General features: G+C 61.6%; 15 protein-coding genes. 9 read left to right on the plus strand and 6 right to left on the minus strand.

What is annotated here, in order from left to right:
• Positions 1–217: 217 nt before the first annotated feature.
• Complete coding sequence (acnA, locus tag ACMGGN_RS13875) at positions 218–2,959, plus strand: aconitate hydratase AcnA (protein WP_115275419.1); 2,742 nt, start codon at positions 218–220, stop codon at positions 2,957–2,959.
• A 260-nt stretch (positions 2,960–3,219) separates the two neighbouring features.
• Positions 3,220–4,785 (plus strand): methyl-accepting chemotaxis protein, encoded by a 1,566-nt coding sequence (locus tag ACMGGN_RS13880; protein WP_115275420.1) that lies wholly within the window; start codon positions 3,220–3,222, stop codon positions 4,783–4,785.
• A gap of 40 nt (positions 4,786–4,825) precedes the next feature.
• On the opposite strand, the gene ACMGGN_RS13885 is transcribed toward ACMGGN_RS13880, so the two are convergent.
• The 5 genes from ACMGGN_RS13885 to ACMGGN_RS13905 form a co-directional block, all read right to left on the minus strand.
• Positions 4,826–5,710 (minus strand): pseudouridine synthase, encoded by an 885-nt coding sequence (locus ACMGGN_RS13885; RefSeq protein ID WP_046786480.1) that lies wholly within the window; start codon positions 5,708–5,710, stop codon positions 4,826–4,828.
• A 51-nt stretch (positions 5,711–5,761) separates the two neighbouring features.
• On the minus strand, positions 5,762–6,070 hold the full coding sequence (locus ACMGGN_RS13890) for a hypothetical protein (protein ID WP_039603809.1): 309 nt from the start codon (positions 6,068–6,070) through the stop codon (positions 5,762–5,764).
• Positions 6,071–6,141: 71 nt separating this feature from the next.
• Complete coding sequence (locus ACMGGN_RS13895) at positions 6,142–6,573, minus strand: D-Ala-D-Ala carboxypeptidase family metallohydrolase (protein WP_115275421.1); 432 nt, start codon at positions 6,571–6,573, stop codon at positions 6,142–6,144.
• A 104-nt stretch (positions 6,574–6,677) separates the two neighbouring features.
• Entirely contained in the window at positions 6,678–6,917 is a 240-nt protein-coding gene (locus ACMGGN_RS13900; RefSeq protein WP_039603811.1) for a glutaredoxin family protein, read from the minus strand.
• Positions 6,918–6,991: 74 nt separating this feature from the next.
• On the minus strand, positions 6,992–8,200 hold the full coding sequence (locus ACMGGN_RS13905; RefSeq protein ID WP_174141792.1) for an ammonium transporter: 1,209 nt from the start codon (positions 8,198–8,200) through the stop codon (positions 6,992–6,994).
• A gap of 313 nt (positions 8,201–8,513) precedes the next feature.
• On the opposite strand from ACMGGN_RS13905, the gene ACMGGN_RS13910 reads away from it, so the two are divergent.
• The 6 genes from ACMGGN_RS13910 to ACMGGN_RS13935 all read left to right on the plus strand — a co-directional run bounded on the left by ACMGGN_RS13910 (position 8,514) and on the right by ACMGGN_RS13935 (position 15,543).
• Positions 8,514–8,828: a DUF883 family protein gene (locus ACMGGN_RS13910; RefSeq protein ID WP_012313531.1), complete on the plus strand. Its 315-nt coding sequence runs from the start codon at positions 8,514–8,516 to the stop codon at positions 8,826–8,828.
• A gap of 9 nt (positions 8,829–8,837) precedes the next feature.
• A complete protein-coding gene (locus ACMGGN_RS13915) occupies positions 8,838–9,212 on the plus strand; it encodes a phage holin family protein (protein ID WP_115275423.1) in 375 nt (124 codons plus the stop codon).
• On the plus strand, positions 9,209–9,538 hold the full coding sequence (locus ACMGGN_RS13920; protein WP_046786484.1) for a hypothetical protein: 330 nt from the start codon (positions 9,209–9,211) through the stop codon (positions 9,536–9,538). Before ACMGGN_RS13915 ends, ACMGGN_RS13920 begins: the two co-directional genes overlap by 4 nt.
• A gap of 162 nt (positions 9,539–9,700) precedes the next feature.
• Complete coding sequence (locus ACMGGN_RS13925; protein WP_046786485.1) at positions 9,701–11,032, plus strand: deoxyguanosinetriphosphate triphosphohydrolase; 1,332 nt, start codon at positions 9,701–9,703, stop codon at positions 11,030–11,032.
• A gap of 279 nt (positions 11,033–11,311) precedes the next feature.
• Complete coding sequence (locus ACMGGN_RS13930) at positions 11,312–11,932, plus strand: response regulator transcription factor (protein ID WP_046786486.1); 621 nt, start codon at positions 11,312–11,314, stop codon at positions 11,930–11,932.
• An 8-nt stretch (positions 11,933–11,940) separates the two neighbouring features.
• A complete protein-coding gene (locus tag ACMGGN_RS13935; protein ID WP_414156044.1) occupies positions 11,941–15,543 on the plus strand; it encodes a transporter substrate-binding domain-containing protein in 3,603 nt (1,200 codons plus the stop codon).
• Between the two features lie 39 nt (positions 15,544–15,582).
• Here the strand turns inward: ACMGGN_RS13935 and ACMGGN_RS13940 are convergent, their stop codons facing one another.
• Positions 15,583–15,927 carry a YggL family protein gene (locus ACMGGN_RS13940; RefSeq protein ID WP_012313525.1) on the minus strand — a complete coding sequence of 115 codons (345 nt, stop codon included), beginning with the start codon at positions 15,925–15,927 and terminating at the stop codon, positions 15,583–15,585.
• A 187-nt stretch (positions 15,928–16,114) separates the two neighbouring features.
• On the opposite strand from ACMGGN_RS13940, the gene dacB reads away from it, so the two are divergent.
• Positions 16,115–17,578 (plus strand): D-alanyl-D-alanine carboxypeptidase/D-alanyl-D-alanine-endopeptidase, encoded by a 1,464-nt coding sequence (gene dacB / locus ACMGGN_RS13945; protein ID WP_414156045.1) that lies wholly within the window; start codon positions 16,115–16,117, stop codon positions 17,576–17,578.
• The last annotated feature ends 47 nt before the right edge of the window (positions 17,579–17,625 follow it).

Genomic DNA, 17,625 nt, shown 5'->3' on the forward strand with positions numbered 1-17,625 from the left:
CTCCACTACGGCTGGCGCACCACAGGCGCCGGCAGGGCGGCGATGATAAAGGAAGATCGGAACCTGCGACATGCCCCGCCGGTCCAGAATAGGGTCAGGGCAGACAAACCGGTCTAACCTGACTCTTCAGCCAGGTCCGTACCGTGCGGGCCGAAACAGAGCGGTGACACCGGCATCATCCAGCCAATGCCGGGCACCGGTGCATAAGGAGTTGGCAATGCCCTCGCTCGATAGCCTGAAAACCCTCAAGACCCTCAAGGTGGCCGACCAGACCTACCATTACTTCAGCCTTACCGAGGCTGCACGACAACTAGGCGACCTGCAGCGCCTGCCCATGTCGCTCAAGGTACTGCTGGAAAACCTGCTGCGCTGGGAAGATGGCGAGACGGTCAGCAGCGACGACCTGCGCGCCCTCGCCGACTGGCTGCAAGACCGTCGTTCCGATCGCGAGATCCAATACCGCCCGGCGCGGGTATTGATGCAGGATTTCACCGGCGTACCGGCGGTAGTCGACCTGGCGGCCATGCGCGCTGCCATGGCCAAGGCCGGGGGCGACCCGCAGCGGATCAACCCGCTGTCGCCCGTGGACCTGGTGATCGACCACTCGGTGATGGTCGACCGCTACGCCACCCCCCAGGCGTTCGGTGAAAACGTCGACATCGAAATGCAGCGTAATGGCGAACGATATGCCTTCCTGCGCTGGGGCCAGAGCGCGTTCGACAACTTCCGCGTAGTGCCGCCGGGCACCGGCATCTGCCACCAGGTCAACCTGGAGTACCTGGGCCGCACGGTATGGACCCGTGAGGCCGATGGGCGCACCTATGCGTTCCCCGACACCTTGGTCGGCACCGATTCGCACACCACCATGATCAACGGCCTGGGCGTGCTCGGCTGGGGCGTTGGCGGGATCGAAGCGGAAGCTGCCATGCTCGGCCAGCCGGTGTCGATGCTGATCCCGGAAGTGATCGGCTTCAAGCTTACCGGCAAGCTGCGCGAAGGCATCACCGCCACCGACCTGGTGCTGACCGTGACACAGATGCTGCGCAAGAAAGGCGTGGTCGGCAAGTTCGTCGAGTTCTATGGTGACGGCCTGGCCGACCTGCCCTTGGCCGACCGTGCCACCATTGCCAACATGGCACCGGAATACGGCGCGACCTGTGGCTTCTTCCCGGTCGATGAGGTCACCTTGGACTACTTGCGCCTTTCGGGCAGACCGCAGCAGACGGTGCAACTGGTCGAACAGTACTGCAAGGCACAGGGCCTGTGGCGCCTGCCGGGGCAGGAACCGCTGTTCAGCGATACCCTGGCCTTGGACATGGGCGAAGTCGAAGCTAGCCTGGCCGGGCCAAAACGCCCCCAGGACCGCGTTGCGCTCGGCCAAGTCAGCCAGGCGTTCGACCACTTCATCGAACTGCAGCCCAAACCCCTGGCCAAAGAGGTCGGCCGCCTGGAAAGCGAAGGCGGTGGTGGTGTGGCAGTGGGCAATGCCGACCAGGCCGGCGAGATCGACTACAGCCACCAAGGCCAGACCTATACCCTGCGCGATGGTGCCGTGGTAATCGCCGCAATTACCTCCTGCACCAACACCTCCAACCCCAGTGTGATGATGGCGGCCGGCCTGGTGGCGAAAAAGGCCCTGGAGAAAGGGCTGCAGCGCAAGCCATGGGTAAAAAGCTCGCTGGCGCCCGGCTCCAAAGTGGTCACCGATTATTACAATGCCGCCGGGCTCACTCCTTACCTCGACCAACTGGGTTTCGACCTGGTCGGCTACGGCTGTACCACCTGCATCGGCAACTCCGGTCCACTGGACGAAGCCATCGAGACCGCCATCGGCAGCGCCGACCTGACCGTCGCCTCGGTACTGTCAGGCAACCGCAACTTCGAAGGCCGGGTGCACCCGCTGGTCAAGACCAACTGGCTGGCCTCGCCGCCACTGGTGGTGGCCTACGCCCTGGCCGGCAGCGTTCGCCTGGACCTTACCCGTGACCCGCTGGGCACCGGCAAGGACGGGCAGCCGGTGTACCTGCGTGACATCTGGCCCAGCCAGCAGGAAATCGCCGACGCCGTGGCCAAGGTCGACACGGCGATGTTCCACAAGGAGTACGCCGAGGTATTCGCCGGTGACGCCCAGTGGCAAGCCATCGAAGTGCCGCAGGCGGCCACTTACGTGTGGCAGGACGACTCCACCTACATCCAGCACCCTCCCTTCTTCGACGGCATTGGCGGCCCATTGCCGGTGATCGAGAACATCCAGGGTGCGCGCATTCTCGCCCTGCTTGGCGATTCGGTGACTACCGACCACATTTCCCCGGCCGGCAACATCAAGGCCGACAGCCCGGCCGGGCGCTACCTGCGCGAAAAAGGCGTCGAACCTCACGACTTCAACTCATACGGTTCACGGCGGGGCAACCATGAGGTGATGATGCGTGGCACCTTCGCCAACATCCGCATCCGCAACGAGATGCTCGCCGGTGAAGAAGGCGGCAACACGTTGTACGTGCCCACTGGGGAAAAGCTCTCGATCTACGACGCGGCCATGCGCTACCAGGCTGAAGGCACGCCGCTGGTGGTGATCGCCGGCCAGGAATATGGCACCGGCTCCAGCCGCGACTGGGCAGCCAAAGGCACCAACCTGCTGGGGGTCAAGGCGGTACTGGCGGAGAGTTTCGAGCGCATCCACCGCTCCAACCTGGTCGGCATGGGCGTACTGCCGTTGCAGTTCAAAGCCGGGCACGATCGCAAGCAACTGGGGCTCACCGGCAAAGAGCGAATCGACGTACTGGGGTTGGCCGGGGTTCAGTTGAAGCCAGGCATGAGCCTGCAACTGCGCATCACCCGTGAGGACGGGCAGCAGCAAGACATTGAGGTACTGTGCCGGATCGATACGGTCAATGAAGTGGAATACTTCAAAGCCGGCGGGATTTTGCACTATGTGTTGAGGCAGTTGATCGCCAGCTGAAAGCCAGCTGACCGGGGCGCAAAAGCGCCCCTTTTTTGTGCCGGAGGCTGGCTCTTGGCCAGCCAATGAGTCATGATTTGACCTGCACGTCACTCCCTGCAATAAACCTGCAATAGTGACGCCATCTTTCGCGAACGTGCGGGCCTGCTAGCGTAATCCCCGCAGTCCGTTCCTGCGCCAGATCAACGAAGTTAAATATCCATTCAATAAAAGTACTGGCTTGCCGATATCTGTCGAAAGCCTTGCGGATTACTCAGCCCATGCGGAACAACCAGCCGATTACCCAACGGGAAAGGACTTTCCCTGCCCAACAACGCTTGATCTCGACCACCAATGCCAAGGGTGTGATCACCTATTGCAACGATGCGTTCGTCGAGATCAGCGGCTTCACGCGCGAGGAGCTGATCGGCGCACCGCACAACCTGGTACGCCACCCTGATGTGCCGCCTGCGGTGTTCGCTCACATGTGGCAGACCCTCAAGCAAGGCCAGCCCTGGATGGGCATCGTCAAGAACCGCTGCAAGTCGGGTGACCATTACTGGGTCAACGCCTACGTCACGCCGATCTTCGACAACAACCAGGTGAGCGGTTTCGAGTCGGTGCGGGTCAAGCCCACCGCCGAGCAGATCCGCCGCGCCGAAGCCCTGTACCAGCGCCTGAATCAGGGCAAGCCCGCCGTTCCGCGCCGTGACAAGTGGCTGCCAGTGCTGCAGGACTGGCTGCCCTTCATCCTGGTCAGCCAGATCGGTTTCCTGATCGGCAACTGGCTCGGGCATTCCTGGGGCTTCGCCCTGGCCGCCGGCCTGTCGGTGCCGCTCGGCCTGCTCGGCCTTAGCTGGCAACAACGCGGCCTCAAGCGCCTGCTGCGCCTGGCCGAACAGACCACTTCCGACCCACTGATCGCGCAGATGTACACCGACAGCCGAGGCGTGCAGGCACGCCTGGAAATGGCCCTGCTCAGCCAGGATGCGCGCATGAAAACCTGCCTGACCCGCCTGCAGGACAGCGCCGAACACCTCAGCGACCAGGCACGCCAGTCCGACGTCCTGGCCCACCAGAGCTCTTCGGGGCTGGAGCGCCAACGGGTCGAGACCGAGCAGGTTGCCGCCGCCGTCAACCAGATGGCCGCCACGACCCAGGAAGTGGCCAACCATGTACAGCGCACCGCCGATGCCACACAGGAAGCCAATCGCCTGACCAGCCAGGGCCGGCAGATCGCCGGTGAAACCCGCGACGCCATCGAGCGCCTGTCGGCGGCCGTGGGTGAAACCGGCGAGACCGTGACGCAACTGGCCAAGGACAGCGACGAAATCGGTGGCGTGGTCGATGTGATCAAGGGCATTGCAGACCAGACCAACCTGCTGGCCCTGAACGCCGCCATTGAAGCAGCCCGCGCTGGCGAAATGGGCCGTGGCTTTGCCGTGGTGGCCGACGAAGTGCGCCAGCTGGCCCAGCGTACCGCTGAGTCCACAGGGCAGATCCATGGCCTGATTGCCAAGCTGCAACAGACAGCCAACAACGCCGTGCTCACCATGGAATCTGGCCATCGCCAGGCTCAGGAAGGTGTAGAACGAGTGATGCAGGCTGACCAGGCATTGATGGGGATCAGCGAGGCGGTGGCCAACATTACCGACATGGCGACCCAGATCGCTGCCGCCACTGAAGAGCAGACTGCCGTGGCTGACGAGATCAGCCGCAACATCAGCACGATCGCCGAACTGGCCGACCAGACAGCCGAGCAGGCGCAGCATTCGGCGCTGCTCAGCGAAGCATTGACCACCACCGCCGGTGGCCAGTACTCACTGGTGGAGCGGTTCAACCGCTGACAACCCAGCGCCCCTTCGCGACCTTGCCCGCGAAGGGGCACTACCAACCGAGGGTCAGACGACTCTCGAAATAGCGCTCCTCCCCCGTCAACGGGTCGGCAAAGCGCAAGCTGTGTGCCAGCAGCTTCAATGGCCGCTGGTAATCATCTTCTACCTTGAGCAACTCAGGATAGAACGGGTCGTTACAGATCCCTGCCCCCAGTGCCGCCATGTGCACCCGCAGTTGATGCGTCTTGCCGGTCACCGGCGAAAGGCCGTAGCGCCATAGCTCACCCTGCTTCTCCAGCACCTCGGCCAGGGTTTCGCTGTTATCGTCGCCCGGTACCTCATGCATGCGGAAAAACGGCTCGCCATGCACCAGACGGCTTTTATGCACCAGCGGAAAATCACGCTGGGGCAAGGCCGGGGCGATGGCGTGGTAGCGTTTGTCGATGCGGCGCTCGGGGAACAGCCTTTGGTACGCGCTGCGGGTTTGCGGGTTGGCCGAGAACAACACCAGCCCTGCGGTATGCCGGTCGATGCGGTGCAACGGCACCAGGTGCGGGTTATCCAGGCGCCGGATCAAACGGCGCAGCAACGTCTGTTCGACATACTCGCCGGTTGGCGTAACCGGCAGAAAATGCGGTTTGTCGGCCACCACCAGATGCTCATCCACATGCAGGATGGCTTCCTCTACCGGGATCGGCCGCTCGTTGGGCACCTCACGAAAATAGTGCAGGCGCATGCCGCGACGGTAAGGCAGGTCGGCAGCGATCGCCTGGCCTTCGGCGTTGAGCACCCGGCCACGAGCAAAGCGGTCAAGCCACTGCGCACGCTCGATTGCCTTGAAATGGTCGCACAGGCAATCAAGTACCGTCGCCCAGTTGCCAGGTGGCAGGCAGACCGTGCTGGCTTGCTGGCGGGCGGGGTCGAAAGGCGTGGTCATGGCGAGACTCGGGGCAGGCAGGGCCGGGCATTATCCCCCAACCCCGCCAGCTCAACCAGCCTGGACCATGGCCTCGCTGCGCGCCTTCAGCCAGCGCAGAACCTGCACGGGCTCCCAGCGGCCGGGATCATAGAGCGCATACAGCAAGCCCTGGTAACCCACCACATCCAACCCTCGATGGTAGCCGGCCCGCTGGAACAGCGCCTCGATCTCGGCGAAGCAGGTATTGAAATGAACCTTGCCGAACGGCGTACGGTCATCGGTGACCAAGCCTTCGAGGCGCAGTTCCAGCACGGCGTCACATACCCGCTCCACCGGCATGCGGTTGACGCTGTACTTGAGTTGCTCGACATTGAGCATGGGCTTACCTCGATACTGTATTTATATACAGCATACGAACTTGCATACCCCGCCGTCAATTCACCCCCTGCTCACTGCAAACCTGGCAGGTAGCCTGTACCCCTGCGGATGGTCAGCACTTGACGGCGCGGGACGCTCGGCGTTACCGACAGGTGGACCCAACTGTCGAACTCCAGAATCATCTGGTCGAAATTCACTGCGCTTGCGCTCACCCGGCGGACCACTTCCCGGTTACTGATGCCGAATATCTCGAAGTCCGCGGCCAAGCCGTGCAGGTGCTGGCTGCGCGGGGAGCCGCCTATACGCTTGTTCAACGCGGGGGACCGGTAGCCACTGCTGATGATTACCGGCAGGCCAAACAGGGCCCGCACCCGCTCAAGGGCTTCACACAGCAGGTGCAGGTTGCTGATGACTTGCTGCGAGGGCGTATTATCCAGCCCTTCCCGAGCGGCGACCTGCGAGACAATCATCTCTTCCAGGGTAAAATTTGGTGTGATGAACATGACTGCATTCTCGACGATGATGAGGTTCCGGCGTGTGTCGCCGGCACGGCATCTTCGGGTAACAGTTCAGCTCATGCAGGCAGGCGATGCTTCCCCTGCCGCTGTCATTGCGCGAGAAAGGCTACAACCTGTTCAGGATCGAACGGCCAGTGCAGTTCGGCCGAGGTATCGCAACGACGCAGCACGGGAATGATAAGCCCGTAACGCTCGAACAGCGCCTCGCTCTCGGCGATATCGACCAGTTCTACCAGCAGGCCATGATCGACGAAAGGCATGAGAACGGCTTCGGCCACTTCACACAAGTGGCACCCGACGGTGCCGAAGAGTTGGCATTCAGGCAGCATGGGGCGGGACCCGGTTTGGCATGGATGAGAAGCCTATTCTAGGTCGCTACCGCCCCATGTGCACCTGACCTGGTTCAATCCTGGCTGGTGGCACCGATGCGGTGCAGCGACAAGTCGGCGCCCTGAAACTCCTGTTCATGGCTCAGGCGCAGGCCGAGTACCGCGCGGATCAGCCCGTACACGACAAAGCCCCCAAGCAGCGCGATCAGCACCCCTGCCAGGCTCCCGATCAACTGGCTGGTCAGGCTGACGCCCCCCATACCGCCAAGGCTTGCCTGGCCGAAGATGCCACAGGCTATCCCGCCCCATACGCCGCATAGCCCATGCAATGGCCACACGCCCAGCACATCGTCGATCTTCCAGCGGTTTTGCGCGGCGGTGAAGCTCCACACGAACAGAACACCGGCCACCAGGCCAGTAGCCAGTGCACCGATCGGATGCATCAGGTCCGAACCTGCACAGATCGCCACCAGGCCCGCCAGCGGCCCGTTGTGCAAAAATCCAGGGTCGTTACGCCCGGCCAACAACGCTGCCAGGGTGCCGCCTACCATGGCCAGCAGCGAATTGATCGCCACCAGGCCACTGACGCCTTGCAAGGTCTGCGCGCTCATGACATTGAAGCCGAACCAGCCGATGATCAGGATCCACGAGCCCAGTGCCAGGAACGGAATGCTCGACGGAGCGAAGGCCACCAGCCGACCATCACGGTACCGCCCACGCCGTGCACCCAGCAGCAGCACTGCCACCAGTGCCAGCCAGCCGCCCATCGCATGCACCACCACAGACCCTGCAAAGTCATGGAAAGGCGCACCAAAACGCGCCTGCAGCCATGCCTGTGCGCCGAAGTTGCCATTCCATACGACGCCCTCGAAGAACGGATAAATGAAGGCTACGATCAACGCTGTGGCGCACAGCTGAGGCACGAACCGCGCACGCTCGGCGATACCCCCGGAGATGATTGCCGGTATCGCTGCCGCGAACGTCAACAGGAAAAAGCATTTGACCAGGGCATAGCCGTGGTCGGCGGCCAGCTGGGATGCCGGGTGCAGAAAACTCACACCATAGGCAACCCAGTAACCGATGAAGAAGTACACCAGCGCCGAGATGGCGAAATCGCTGAGTATCTTCGACAAGGCATTGACCTGGTTCTTGTGGCGCACGGTGCCCACTTCGAGAAACGCGAAGCCCGCGTGCATGGCAAGCACCAGAATGGCGCCCATGAGGATGAAGAGCGTGTTGGAACCGTGGACCAGGGAGTCCATGGCGCTGTGCATGTTGTCCATGAAAAGGCAGACCTACTGAAAAAAGGCACCAGGACAGTTCAAGAACCTGCATCCATGCACCGGATCGGTGCCAGCCCATTGCCCGGGTACGGTGGACCGAGCGAAGCCTGCGTGGTTTTTTCTTGGGTTTGTCGTGGATTGGGTTAAGGTTTATCGGTATCTGCCGGGGTCGACGCCCTGTATCGGCGCATCGCTCCGGTCTACGCCCCGCGTTGTGGCAATCTTCATTAGCAAGGCCCATACCAGCGACGAAGTGAACCTTCAGCGCACAGCGAAACTCGAATTACCTACACACCTACACAGGGAGAGCACCATGGCCAGCAAATCGGCAAAGACTGCACAAGAGATATTGATGGCGGACTTCCAGGCTTTGGTCCGTGACACCGAGAAGCTTCTGGCCGACACCGCCAATCTGGCGGGCGACCAGGCCGATGAGCTGCGTGAGCAGATCCACGAGCGCCTCACGCAGGCCCGCGAAACCTTGCAACTGACTCAGGAATCGGTGCGTGAGCGTGGCCAGGCGGCCTTGGGTAGTGCCGAGCACTACGTTCAGGAAAACCCTTGGCAGGCCATCGGCATAGCCGCAGGTGTCGGCCTGCTGATCGGCCTGTTGGCCAATCGGCGCTAAGGAGCCTCCATGGAGAATGACGCCATTGGCACCGGTGCCTCGGGCAGGCGCCTGGGCGCCGCGATACTGGGGCTGCTGCACAGCCATATCGAACTGTTCGGTATCGAACTGCAGGAGCAGAAAGGACGCACCCTGAGCCTTTTGCTGTTCGCTGGCCTGGCGCTGGTGTTCGCACTGCTGCTGCTGACAGCCTTGTCGGGCCTGCTGCTGGTGTTGCTGTGGGACAGCTACCGCCTGGCAGGGATCATCGGCCTGTGTGTGTTTTATGGTGTGGCTGCGCTGTATTGCGGCCTACGGCTGAGGGCGGCGGTATTCGACGAGTCCTCGCCGTTTGGCGCCACCCTCGAAGAACTTGCCAAGGACCGGGAGCGCCTGCTGCCATGAGCCTGCCTGAACTACCCAATACGCGTAACCCTCGGGAGCTGCGCAAAGCCCTGCTGCGCCTGCGCATGGAAATGCATCGCCAGCAGATCCGCCAGGAGTCCGGGCAAATGCTGCAGCCACTGCACCGCCTGCGTGGCATGGGCGGCTCATTGCAAGATGGCCTGGGCATCAAACACGCTCCCCTATGGGGCATTGGTGCGGTGGTTGCGCTGGGCTTTCTGACCGGCAAGGGGGTGCGCAGCGGCAACCTGTCACGCCTGGTGCGCCTGGGCACTACGCTGCTGCCGCTGTTGAAGGTGTATCTGCAAGGCTCGCGGCGCTCCTGAGCCACCTCCAGAGTCTTCACTCGCAGGTGACCCACGCGTTTCAAGCGTGGCAAGCACCTGTGAGAGACGGCTTGCCGACGATCAGGCCGGTATCGATTTTCCGCTTGCATAGCCCTGCGCGACACCGGAAGCTACGCCATTCGACCTACAGGAGAGCGAGCCTTGGACTGGCACACCCTGCTCACCCGCGAGCGCCTGGGCAAAGCCCTGTACAGCCCCGATGAACTGGGGCGCAGCCCCTTCCACAAAGACCACGACCGGATCATCTTCTCAGGCGCGTTCCGCCGCCTGGGGCGCAAGACCCAGGTCCACCCCGTCTCCAGCAACGATCATATTCACACGCGCCTGACCCATTCCCTCGAGGTAAGTTGCGTAGGGCGCTCATTGGGCATGCGCGTCGGCGAAACGCTGCGCGACAGCCTGCCAGACTGGTGTGAACCCAGTGATCTGGGCATGATCGTGCAGTCCGCCTGCCTGGCCCACGACATCGGCAACCCGCCGTTCGGCCACTCAGGCGAAGATGCCATCCGCCACTGGTTCCAGCAGGCTGCAGGGCGCGGCTGGCTGGATGACATGACGGATGACGAGCGCGGCGACTTCCTCAACTTCGAAGGCAACGCCCAAGGGTTTCGCGTGCTCACCCAGCTTGAGTATCACCAGTTCGACGGCGGTACCCGGCTGACCTACGCGACCCTCGGTACTTATCTCAAATACCCTTGGACCGCCCGGCACGCTGATGCCCTGGGGTACAAGAAGCATAAGTTCGGCTGCTACCAGAGCGAGTTGCCGCTGCTCGAACAGATCGCGCACAAGCTCGGCCTGCCGTTACTTGAGGAGCAGCGCTGGGCGCGCCATCCACTGGTCTACCTGATGGAGGCAGCCGATGACATCTGCTACGGCCTGATCGACCTGGAAGACGGCCTGGAGATGGAGTTGCTGCAGTACGCCGAAGTGGAGGCGCTGCTGCTCGACCTGGTGGGCGATGACTTGCCAGAAACGTATCGCCAGCTTGGCCCTGCAGATTCGCGGCGACGCAAGCTGGCCATCTTGCGTGGCAAAGCCATCGAGCACCTGACCAACGCCGCCGCGAGCGCCTTCGTCGAGCAACAGCAGGCATTGCTTGCCGGGCAGTTGAGTGGCGACCTGGTCGAGCACATGCACGGCCCGGCCAAGCGCTGCGTGCTTCAGGCCAAGGACATGGCACGCAACAAGATATTCCAGGACAAGCGCAAGACGCTGCACGAAATCGGTGCCTACACCACCCTGGAAATCCTCCTCAACACGTTCTGTGCTGCGGCCCTTGAGCAGCATGGCGGGCGCACCCCCTCCTTCAAGAGCCGCCGCGTACTCGATCTGATTGGTAACAACGCCCCACACCCGCATGATTCTTTGCACAAAGCCTACCTGCGCATGATCGATTTCATCGCCGGCATGACCGACAGCTATGCCAGCGAAATGGCCCGCGAGATGACCGGGCGATCCAGCCCGACCTGAACCTGGGTACTGCCGCATGCCTTTGCGCATGCGGCCCATTATATTGAGGGATATTTCCTACAACTGCCGCCACTTGTTAAACAGAACGAATATTTACAAAACAAAAAGTTACCAAGAGTCCTTTGACACTGATTCAGATCATTACACTTCGTAGCTCTAATTGCTTTCTGCTGTAAGCCATTTCCCATATACGTTTAATCGCCACACTTCACACCCCATGTCAGATGCAACTGGGTTAATGTGCCCCCTGCCTCGTCATCCGCCGCAGGGAAGTTGAACATGCACTCCGTATTTATTGTCGATGACCACCCGGTCATCCGCCTGGCTGTCCGTATGCTGCTTGAAAACCAGAACTACAAAGTCGTAGGCGAATCGGACAATGGCGTGGACGCCATGCAGATGATCCGCGAAACAATGCCCGACCTCGTGATTCTGGATATCAGCATCCCCAAGCTTGATGGCCTCGAGGTCCTCTCGCGCTTTCAGACCATGGCCTTGCCGCTGAAGGTACTGATCCTGACCGCGCAATCGCCTGCGCTGTTCGCCGTGCGCTGCATGCACTCAGGTGCGGCAGGCTATGTATGCAAACAGGAAGACCTGAGCGAACTGCTCAGCGCTATCAAGGCGGTACTGGCCGGATACAACTACTTTCCCAGCCAGGCCATCCACACGGGCCACGAAACAGCAGACACCGATCTCAGGCTTTTCCGGCAGGTCAACGATCGCGAACTCATGGTGCTGCAACTTTTCGCCCAAGGGCGCAGCAACAAGGAAATTGCCAAAGGCATGTTTCTCAGCAACAAAACCGTCAGCACTTACAAGAAGCGCCTGATGCAGAAACTCCAGGTCGACACCTTGGTCGACCTTATCGAGATGGCCAAACGCAACGCGCTGGTCTGAGGTGTCAAATGGCGCAACTCCTTGCCTGGCTGGCCCTTGCACTGTCATTGGCCTGCTGCGCAGCGCAGGCTTCTCAGCTTGAGGCGGTACCGTATTCCCTTCTTGCCCGCTCTTCTGCCTCACCGGTAACGCCGCCACTGACCGCGCCACAGAGGGAATGGCTGATGGGCCGGCAATACCTGAAGCTGGGCACGTCAGCACCGGATTACCCGCCCTTCGACATAACCAGTGGCGGGCGCGACTATCAAGGACTCACCGCCGAATATGCCAGCCTGATCGGCAAGGTACTGCAAGTGCCGATTCGAGTGTTGCGCTATCCCAATCGGCAAGCCGCAGTAGAGGCGCTCAAGAAGGGGGATATCGACTTGCTCGGCAGCGCCAATGGCTATGAAGCAGCGAGCGAAGGCCTGGCGCTTTCGCACCCTTATGCCGTCGACCAGCCGGTGCTGGTGACCCGCGAAGACGAACGCCGCACGCTCAATCGCGGCATGGACGGCATGCGTCTGGGCATGTTGTATCACTACCTGCCCCGAGAAGAAGTCAGCACTTTATATCCCCAAGCCGAACTGCTGGCCTTCGGCTCGTCTTCCCAAGCCCTCAATGCCGTCGCGTTCGGGCAGGCTGACGTATTCATCGGCGATACCATATCCACTCACTATCAGCTCAACCGCGGTCACCTGCCGCGCCTGCGCATGGCAAGCTTCGGCAAACATGAGAGCGTCGGTTTCAGTTTTGCAATGCGCGCCCAGGATACCCATCTCAAGGACCTGGTGAACCTGGCCCTGGAGCGCCAGCCAGCCGCCGTGCGCGCCAGCATCTTCAAACGCTGGAGCGCCGGCAGCGACCTACTGTTGAGCGACCGGAAGCTGCAGCTCACGACCGAAGAGGAGCAGTGGTTGCGCCGCCATCCTGTGATGCAGGTGGCTATCGACGAGACGGCCGCACCGCTGTCCTATTTCGACGGCAATGGCCATTTTCGCGGGATTACCGCCGACCTGCTGGATCTGATCCGCCTGCGCACAGGGCTGCGCTTCGACGTTCAGCGTGCCAACGGCATTGCCGAGATGATCGCCCGGCTTGAGGACGGGCGCGTGAACATGATCGCAGCGCTTGCCGTGGATGACATGAGCGAGGAGCACTTGCAACTCAGCCGACCTTACCTGGAAAGCACCTATGTGCTGGTCACGCGCACCGAAACGCCCCAGTACACTTCACTGGAACAACTGCAGGGCCGCCGCATCGCCATTACCCGCTACAGCGAGATGTCCGAACTGCTGGCGACCCGGTATCCGCAAACCGGCTGGATCGAGACCGAAAGCCCCTACTATTCCATGGCACTGTTGAGCAGTGGCGCAGTCGATGCCGTCATCACGACCTTGATCGATGCCAACCACGCCATAGCAGGTAACGCCAAACTGGTCATCCGCAGCACGGTAGGTACCGATCCTGCGAGCTTCGCCATGGCCACCTCGGCACAGGCAACAGAGTTGGCATCGATTCTGGACAAGGCCCTGCTGAGCATTTCGCCGGAAGAACTGGGGGTGATCAACAACCGCTGGAGTGGTTACAGCCAGCATGATGACAGCAATTGGCTAGGCTTCAGGCGCCTTGCCTTGAAAGTGTTGCTGGGGACCGCTTTGCTCCTGCTGGCGGCGCTGCTGTGGAACGCCCGGTTGCGCCGCCAGATCAAACAGCGCCAGCACGCCGAGCGCGCCCTGAACGATCAGCTGGAGTTCATGGGCGCACTGCTCAATGGCACGCCGCACCCCATGTACGTGCGGGACAGGGCGGGCTGCCTGCAAAGCTGCAATGCCAGTTATCTGGAAGCGGTGCAGGCGACCCACGACGAGGTCATAGGCAGGCGCCTGGAAGACAGTCTGTTCGCGGGTTCGGAAAGTACCCGGCAGATCCATGCCGATTATCTGCAGGTGATGGCGGCCGGGGTTCCGCTGATCATCGACCGCCCCTTGCGGCTCAAGGATCGCGAAATCACGATCTACCACTGGATACTGCCGTACCGTGATTCACTCGGTGAAGTCCAGGGCATCATCGGTGGCTGGATCGACATCAGCGAGCGGCGCAAGCTGGTGCAGGAGCTGCGCGAGGCCAAGCAACTGGCTGATGATGCCAACCGCGCCAAGAGTACCTTCCTGGCGACCATCAGCCATGAGATTCGCACCCCGATGAACGCGGTCATCGGCATGCTCGAACTGGCGGTCAAGCGTGCCCATCAAGGGCAGATCGATCGCACCTCGCTGGAAGTCGCCCACCATTCGGCAAAGGACCTGCTGGGCCTGATCGGTGACATCCTGGATATCGTGCGTATCGAGTCCGGCCACCTGTCCCTTGCGCCCGAGCCTGTCGACCTTGCGGCGCTGGTCGAATCGGTGAGCCGCGTGTTCGATGGCCAGGCACGGCAAAAAGGCCTGGCCTTCGACGTCGTCATCGACTCCAGCGCACGCTGCCACGTCCTGCTCGACCCACTGCGTTTCAAGCAGATCCTGTCCAACCTGATCAGCAATGCCATCAAGTTCACCGGGCAGGGCCAGGTGCGCATCAGCCTCAGCCTGCGCGAAGAAGCCCCGTCAGCGCCCCCAAGCCTTGACCTGGAAGTGCGTGACACCGGCATTGGCATTCACGACGATGACCTGCAACGCCTGTTCAACCCCTTCGTTCAGGCCAACCCGCATAGCCAGGGGGCTCGCGCAGGCACGGGCCTGGGCTTGGCCATCTGCCGTAGCCTGTGCGAAATGATGGGCGCAAGCCTGAGTATCAAGAGCGTGCCGGATTTCGGCACGCAGGTTCGCTTCAGCGTACCGCTGCAACGTGTCGACGCACTGCCGCCGCAGGTGCTGGAAGCCGATGACATGGATGTACCCGATGCCCGGTTGAAGGTGCTGGTGATCGACGACCACCCGGCCAACCTGATGCTGATGGCGCAACAGCTGGGGTACCTGGGCCTGAGCCAGGCCACTGCCAGCGATGGCCGCGAAGGCCTGGAAAAATGGCGTGAAGGGCAATTCGACGTGATCGTCCTCGATTGCAACATGCCGCACATGAACGGCTATCAGCTCGCGGCCGCCGTGCGCGCCGAAGAACGCCAAAACGGGCGCCCTCACTGCGTGATCCTGGGCTATACCGCCAACGCCCAGCCCGAAGTCAGGCAAAAATGCCTCAGTGTCGGCATGGACGACTGCCTGCTCAAACCCATCAGCCTGCGCACACTCAGCCAACGCCTGGCGAATATCGCTCCCAAACGGGAGCAGGCCGCAACGAAGGTACCATTCAATATCAAAGGTCTGAACAGTATCGTTGGCGACAACCCCAACGACCGTGAACTGTTTCTCAAGGCCTTGCTGATGAGCCTGCAGCAGGACCTGACAAAACTCATGGCCCTGGACCCTGACCTCGAGGCTGAGGCCGTCGGCGAGCAGGCACACAAGATCCTCAGCGCGGCGCGGATGCTGGAAGCGCAGCACTTGATGGCGGCCTGTGAGGCCCTTGAACAAAGCGGGTTGCCCGCATCACAGCTGAAACTGCGGCGACAGGCTTTGGCACGGCACATGCGCCGCGTAGAGAAAGCCTTGGCCAGAGAACTGACCAAGCCTTGATGAAGCGGCCGCCCGAGCGGGCGCCGCTTCAGCCATGCATCAGGAAGCCGGGTTGATCGGCTTTTCCGGATACCAGGCGTCCAAGAGCGGGCTGACTTCGATGGAGGTCAGTTCGCTACGGCCTTTGAGCCAGGCTTCGACAGTGGCGCGTTGCTCTTCGCTGACCGAGCCACGCTCTGCCAGGCAGACCAGGCCGAAATCATCACCACCGACGTAGTCCAGGCCGTTGGCGTCCATGGCTTCAGCCAGGAAGGCGTCGAGGAAGGCATCGATGGCTTCGTCGGACAGGTCTTCCTTGAAACCCAGGTTCAATTCAAAACCCAGCTCCTGGAATTCATCAACGCACAGCTTCTTGCGCAGACGACGGGAACGGTTGGTAGCCATGAAACAATCCTCTTGAGTAATAACGCGCGGCACTTTAACAGTTTCCGCAGTACAACGGCGCTTTTCCGTCGAACGTGGCGCATGAGCGCGGCGCTTGGGGCATAATGCGCACTATATTTCGTAGAGGGGCGATCATCTCATACAGCCCCTATGTCTTTTTCCCTCGTCCGCAGGGTATGAATCTCATATGATCAAATCGCTCCGCCCCCTCGTTCTCGCCGGCATGCTCCTGCCGTTCGCCCTGCCCATCCAGGCCGCAGCCGTCAACACCACGCTGCCCCCCAAGGTTCAGCAGGCGCTCAAAGCCAGCAAACTGCAGGACACAGCGCTGTCGCTGGTGATGCTGCCGCTCAATGGCCCCGGCACGCCGACCGTGTTCAACGCTGATGTCTCGGTCAACCCGGCCTCGACCATGAAGCTGGTCACCACCTATGCAGCCCTCGAACTGCTCGGCCCGACTTTCCAGTGGAAGACCGAGTTCTACACCGATGGCACCCTGAGCAACGGCGTGCTCAACGGCAACCTGTACCTCAAGGGCGGCGGTGACCCGAAGCTGAACATGGAGAAGCTATGGCTGCTGATGCGTGACCTGCGCGCCAACGGCGTTCGCACCATTACCGGTGACCTGGTGCTGGACCGCAGCCACTTCGTACAGCCCAACCTGCCGCACTTCAATGATGACGGCGGTGACGTGAACAAGCCCTTCCTGGTCAAGCCCGACTCCTTGCTGGTCAACCTCAAGGCCCTGCGCTTCGTCGCCCGCAACGATGGCGGCAAGGTGACCGTCGCCGTCGAGCCACCCATTGCGAGCATTCGCATCGACAATCAGGTCAAGGCAGTTGCCTCCAGAAAATGCACTGGCGATGTACGCTACAACCCGGTGCCTCAAGCCGATGGCATGAATGTCGTGGTCAGCGGCCAGCTGGGCGATGGCTGCAACTCGCAGACGTACCTCGCGCTGCTCGATCACCCCACCTACGCCGCCGGTGCCGTGCGCGCGATCTGGAACGAACTGGGGGGCAGCATTCAGGGCCGTGACCGCATCGAAAACGTACCCAAGGGCGCTCGCCTGCTGGCACGGGCCTTCTCGCCCGACCTGGTGGAGGTGATCCGTGACATCAACAAATACAGCAACAACACGATGGCCCAGCAGCTGTTCCTGAGCCTCGGCGCACAGTTCCGTACCGATGCCGATGGCGACGATGCCCGCGCAGCCCAGCGCGTGGTTCGCCAGTGGATGGCCAAGAAAGGTATCACCGCGCCCCACCTGGTGATGGAAAACGGCTCTGGCCTGTCGCGCGCTGAACGGGTAAGCACGCGCGAAATGGCCGCACTGCTGCAGGCGGCGTGGAATAGCCCCTACTCCGCCGAATTCATCAGTTCAATGCCGTTGGTGGGCATGGACGGCACCATGCGCAAGCGCCTCAAGCGTACCGCCTTGGCCGGTGAAGGCCACATCAAGACCGGCACCCTGAATACCGTGCGCGCCATTGCCGGCTTCAGCCGTGACAGCAACGGCAATACCTGGGCAGTGGCGGCGATTCTCAACGACCCGAAACCCTGGGGGGCATCGCAGGTACTCGACCAGGTACTGCTGGACCTGTATCGCCAGCCCAAAGCCGCTAACCGGACGGTAGGCGTCAACCCATGATCTGACTTGGGCAAATACCAACTTCATCGCCGGCAAGCCGGCGATGA

Origin of the sequence: Pseudomonas sp. BNK-30 (genome assembly GCF_047456185.1) — a bacterium.
In the GTDB taxonomy this organism is placed as follows: domain Bacteria; phylum Pseudomonadota; class Gammaproteobacteria; order Pseudomonadales; family Pseudomonadaceae; genus Aquipseudomonas; species Aquipseudomonas putida_E.

Bases quoted from the DNA above. Each gene is read 5' to 3' on its own strand.
- acnA (WP_115275419.1), top strand. From the start codon at position 218: ATGCCCTCGCTCGATAGCCTGAAAACCCTCAAGACCCTCAAGGTGGCC.
- ACMGGN_RS13880 (WP_115275420.1), top strand. From the start codon at position 3,220: ATGCGGAACAACCAGCCGATTACCCAACGGGAAAGGACTTTCCCTGCC.
- ACMGGN_RS13885 (WP_046786480.1), bottom strand. From the start codon at position 5,710: ATGACCACGCCTTTCGACCCCGCCCGCCAGCAAGCCAGCACGGTCTGC.
- ACMGGN_RS13890 (WP_039603809.1), bottom strand. From the start codon at position 6,070: ATGCTCAATGTCGAGCAACTCAAGTACAGCGTCAACCGCATGCCGGTG.
- ACMGGN_RS13895 (WP_115275421.1), bottom strand. From the start codon at position 6,573: ATGTTCATCACACCAAATTTTACCCTGGAAGAGATGATTGTCTCGCAG.
- ACMGGN_RS13900 (WP_039603811.1), bottom strand. From the start codon at position 6,917: ATGCTGCCTGAATGCCAACTCTTCGGCACCGTCGGGTGCCACTTGTGT.
- ACMGGN_RS13905 (WP_174141792.1), bottom strand. From the start codon at position 8,200: ATGGACAACATGCACAGCGCCATGGACTCCCTGGTCCACGGTTCCAAC.
- ACMGGN_RS13910 (WP_012313531.1), top strand. From the start codon at position 8,514: ATGGCCAGCAAATCGGCAAAGACTGCACAAGAGATATTGATGGCGGAC.
- ACMGGN_RS13915 (WP_115275423.1), top strand. From the start codon at position 8,838: ATGGAGAATGACGCCATTGGCACCGGTGCCTCGGGCAGGCGCCTGGGC.
- ACMGGN_RS13920 (WP_046786484.1), top strand. From the start codon at position 9,209: ATGAGCCTGCCTGAACTACCCAATACGCGTAACCCTCGGGAGCTGCGC.
- ACMGGN_RS13930 (WP_046786486.1), top strand. From the start codon at position 11,312: ATGCACTCCGTATTTATTGTCGATGACCACCCGGTCATCCGCCTGGCT.
- ACMGGN_RS13935 (WP_414156044.1), top strand. From the start codon at position 11,941: ATGGCGCAACTCCTTGCCTGGCTGGCCCTTGCACTGTCATTGGCCTGC.
- ACMGGN_RS13940 (WP_012313525.1), bottom strand. From the start codon at position 15,927: ATGGCTACCAACCGTTCCCGTCGTCTGCGCAAGAAGCTGTGCGTTGAT.
- dacB (WP_414156045.1), top strand. From the start codon at position 16,115: ATGATCAAATCGCTCCGCCCCCTCGTTCTCGCCGGCATGCTCCTGCCG.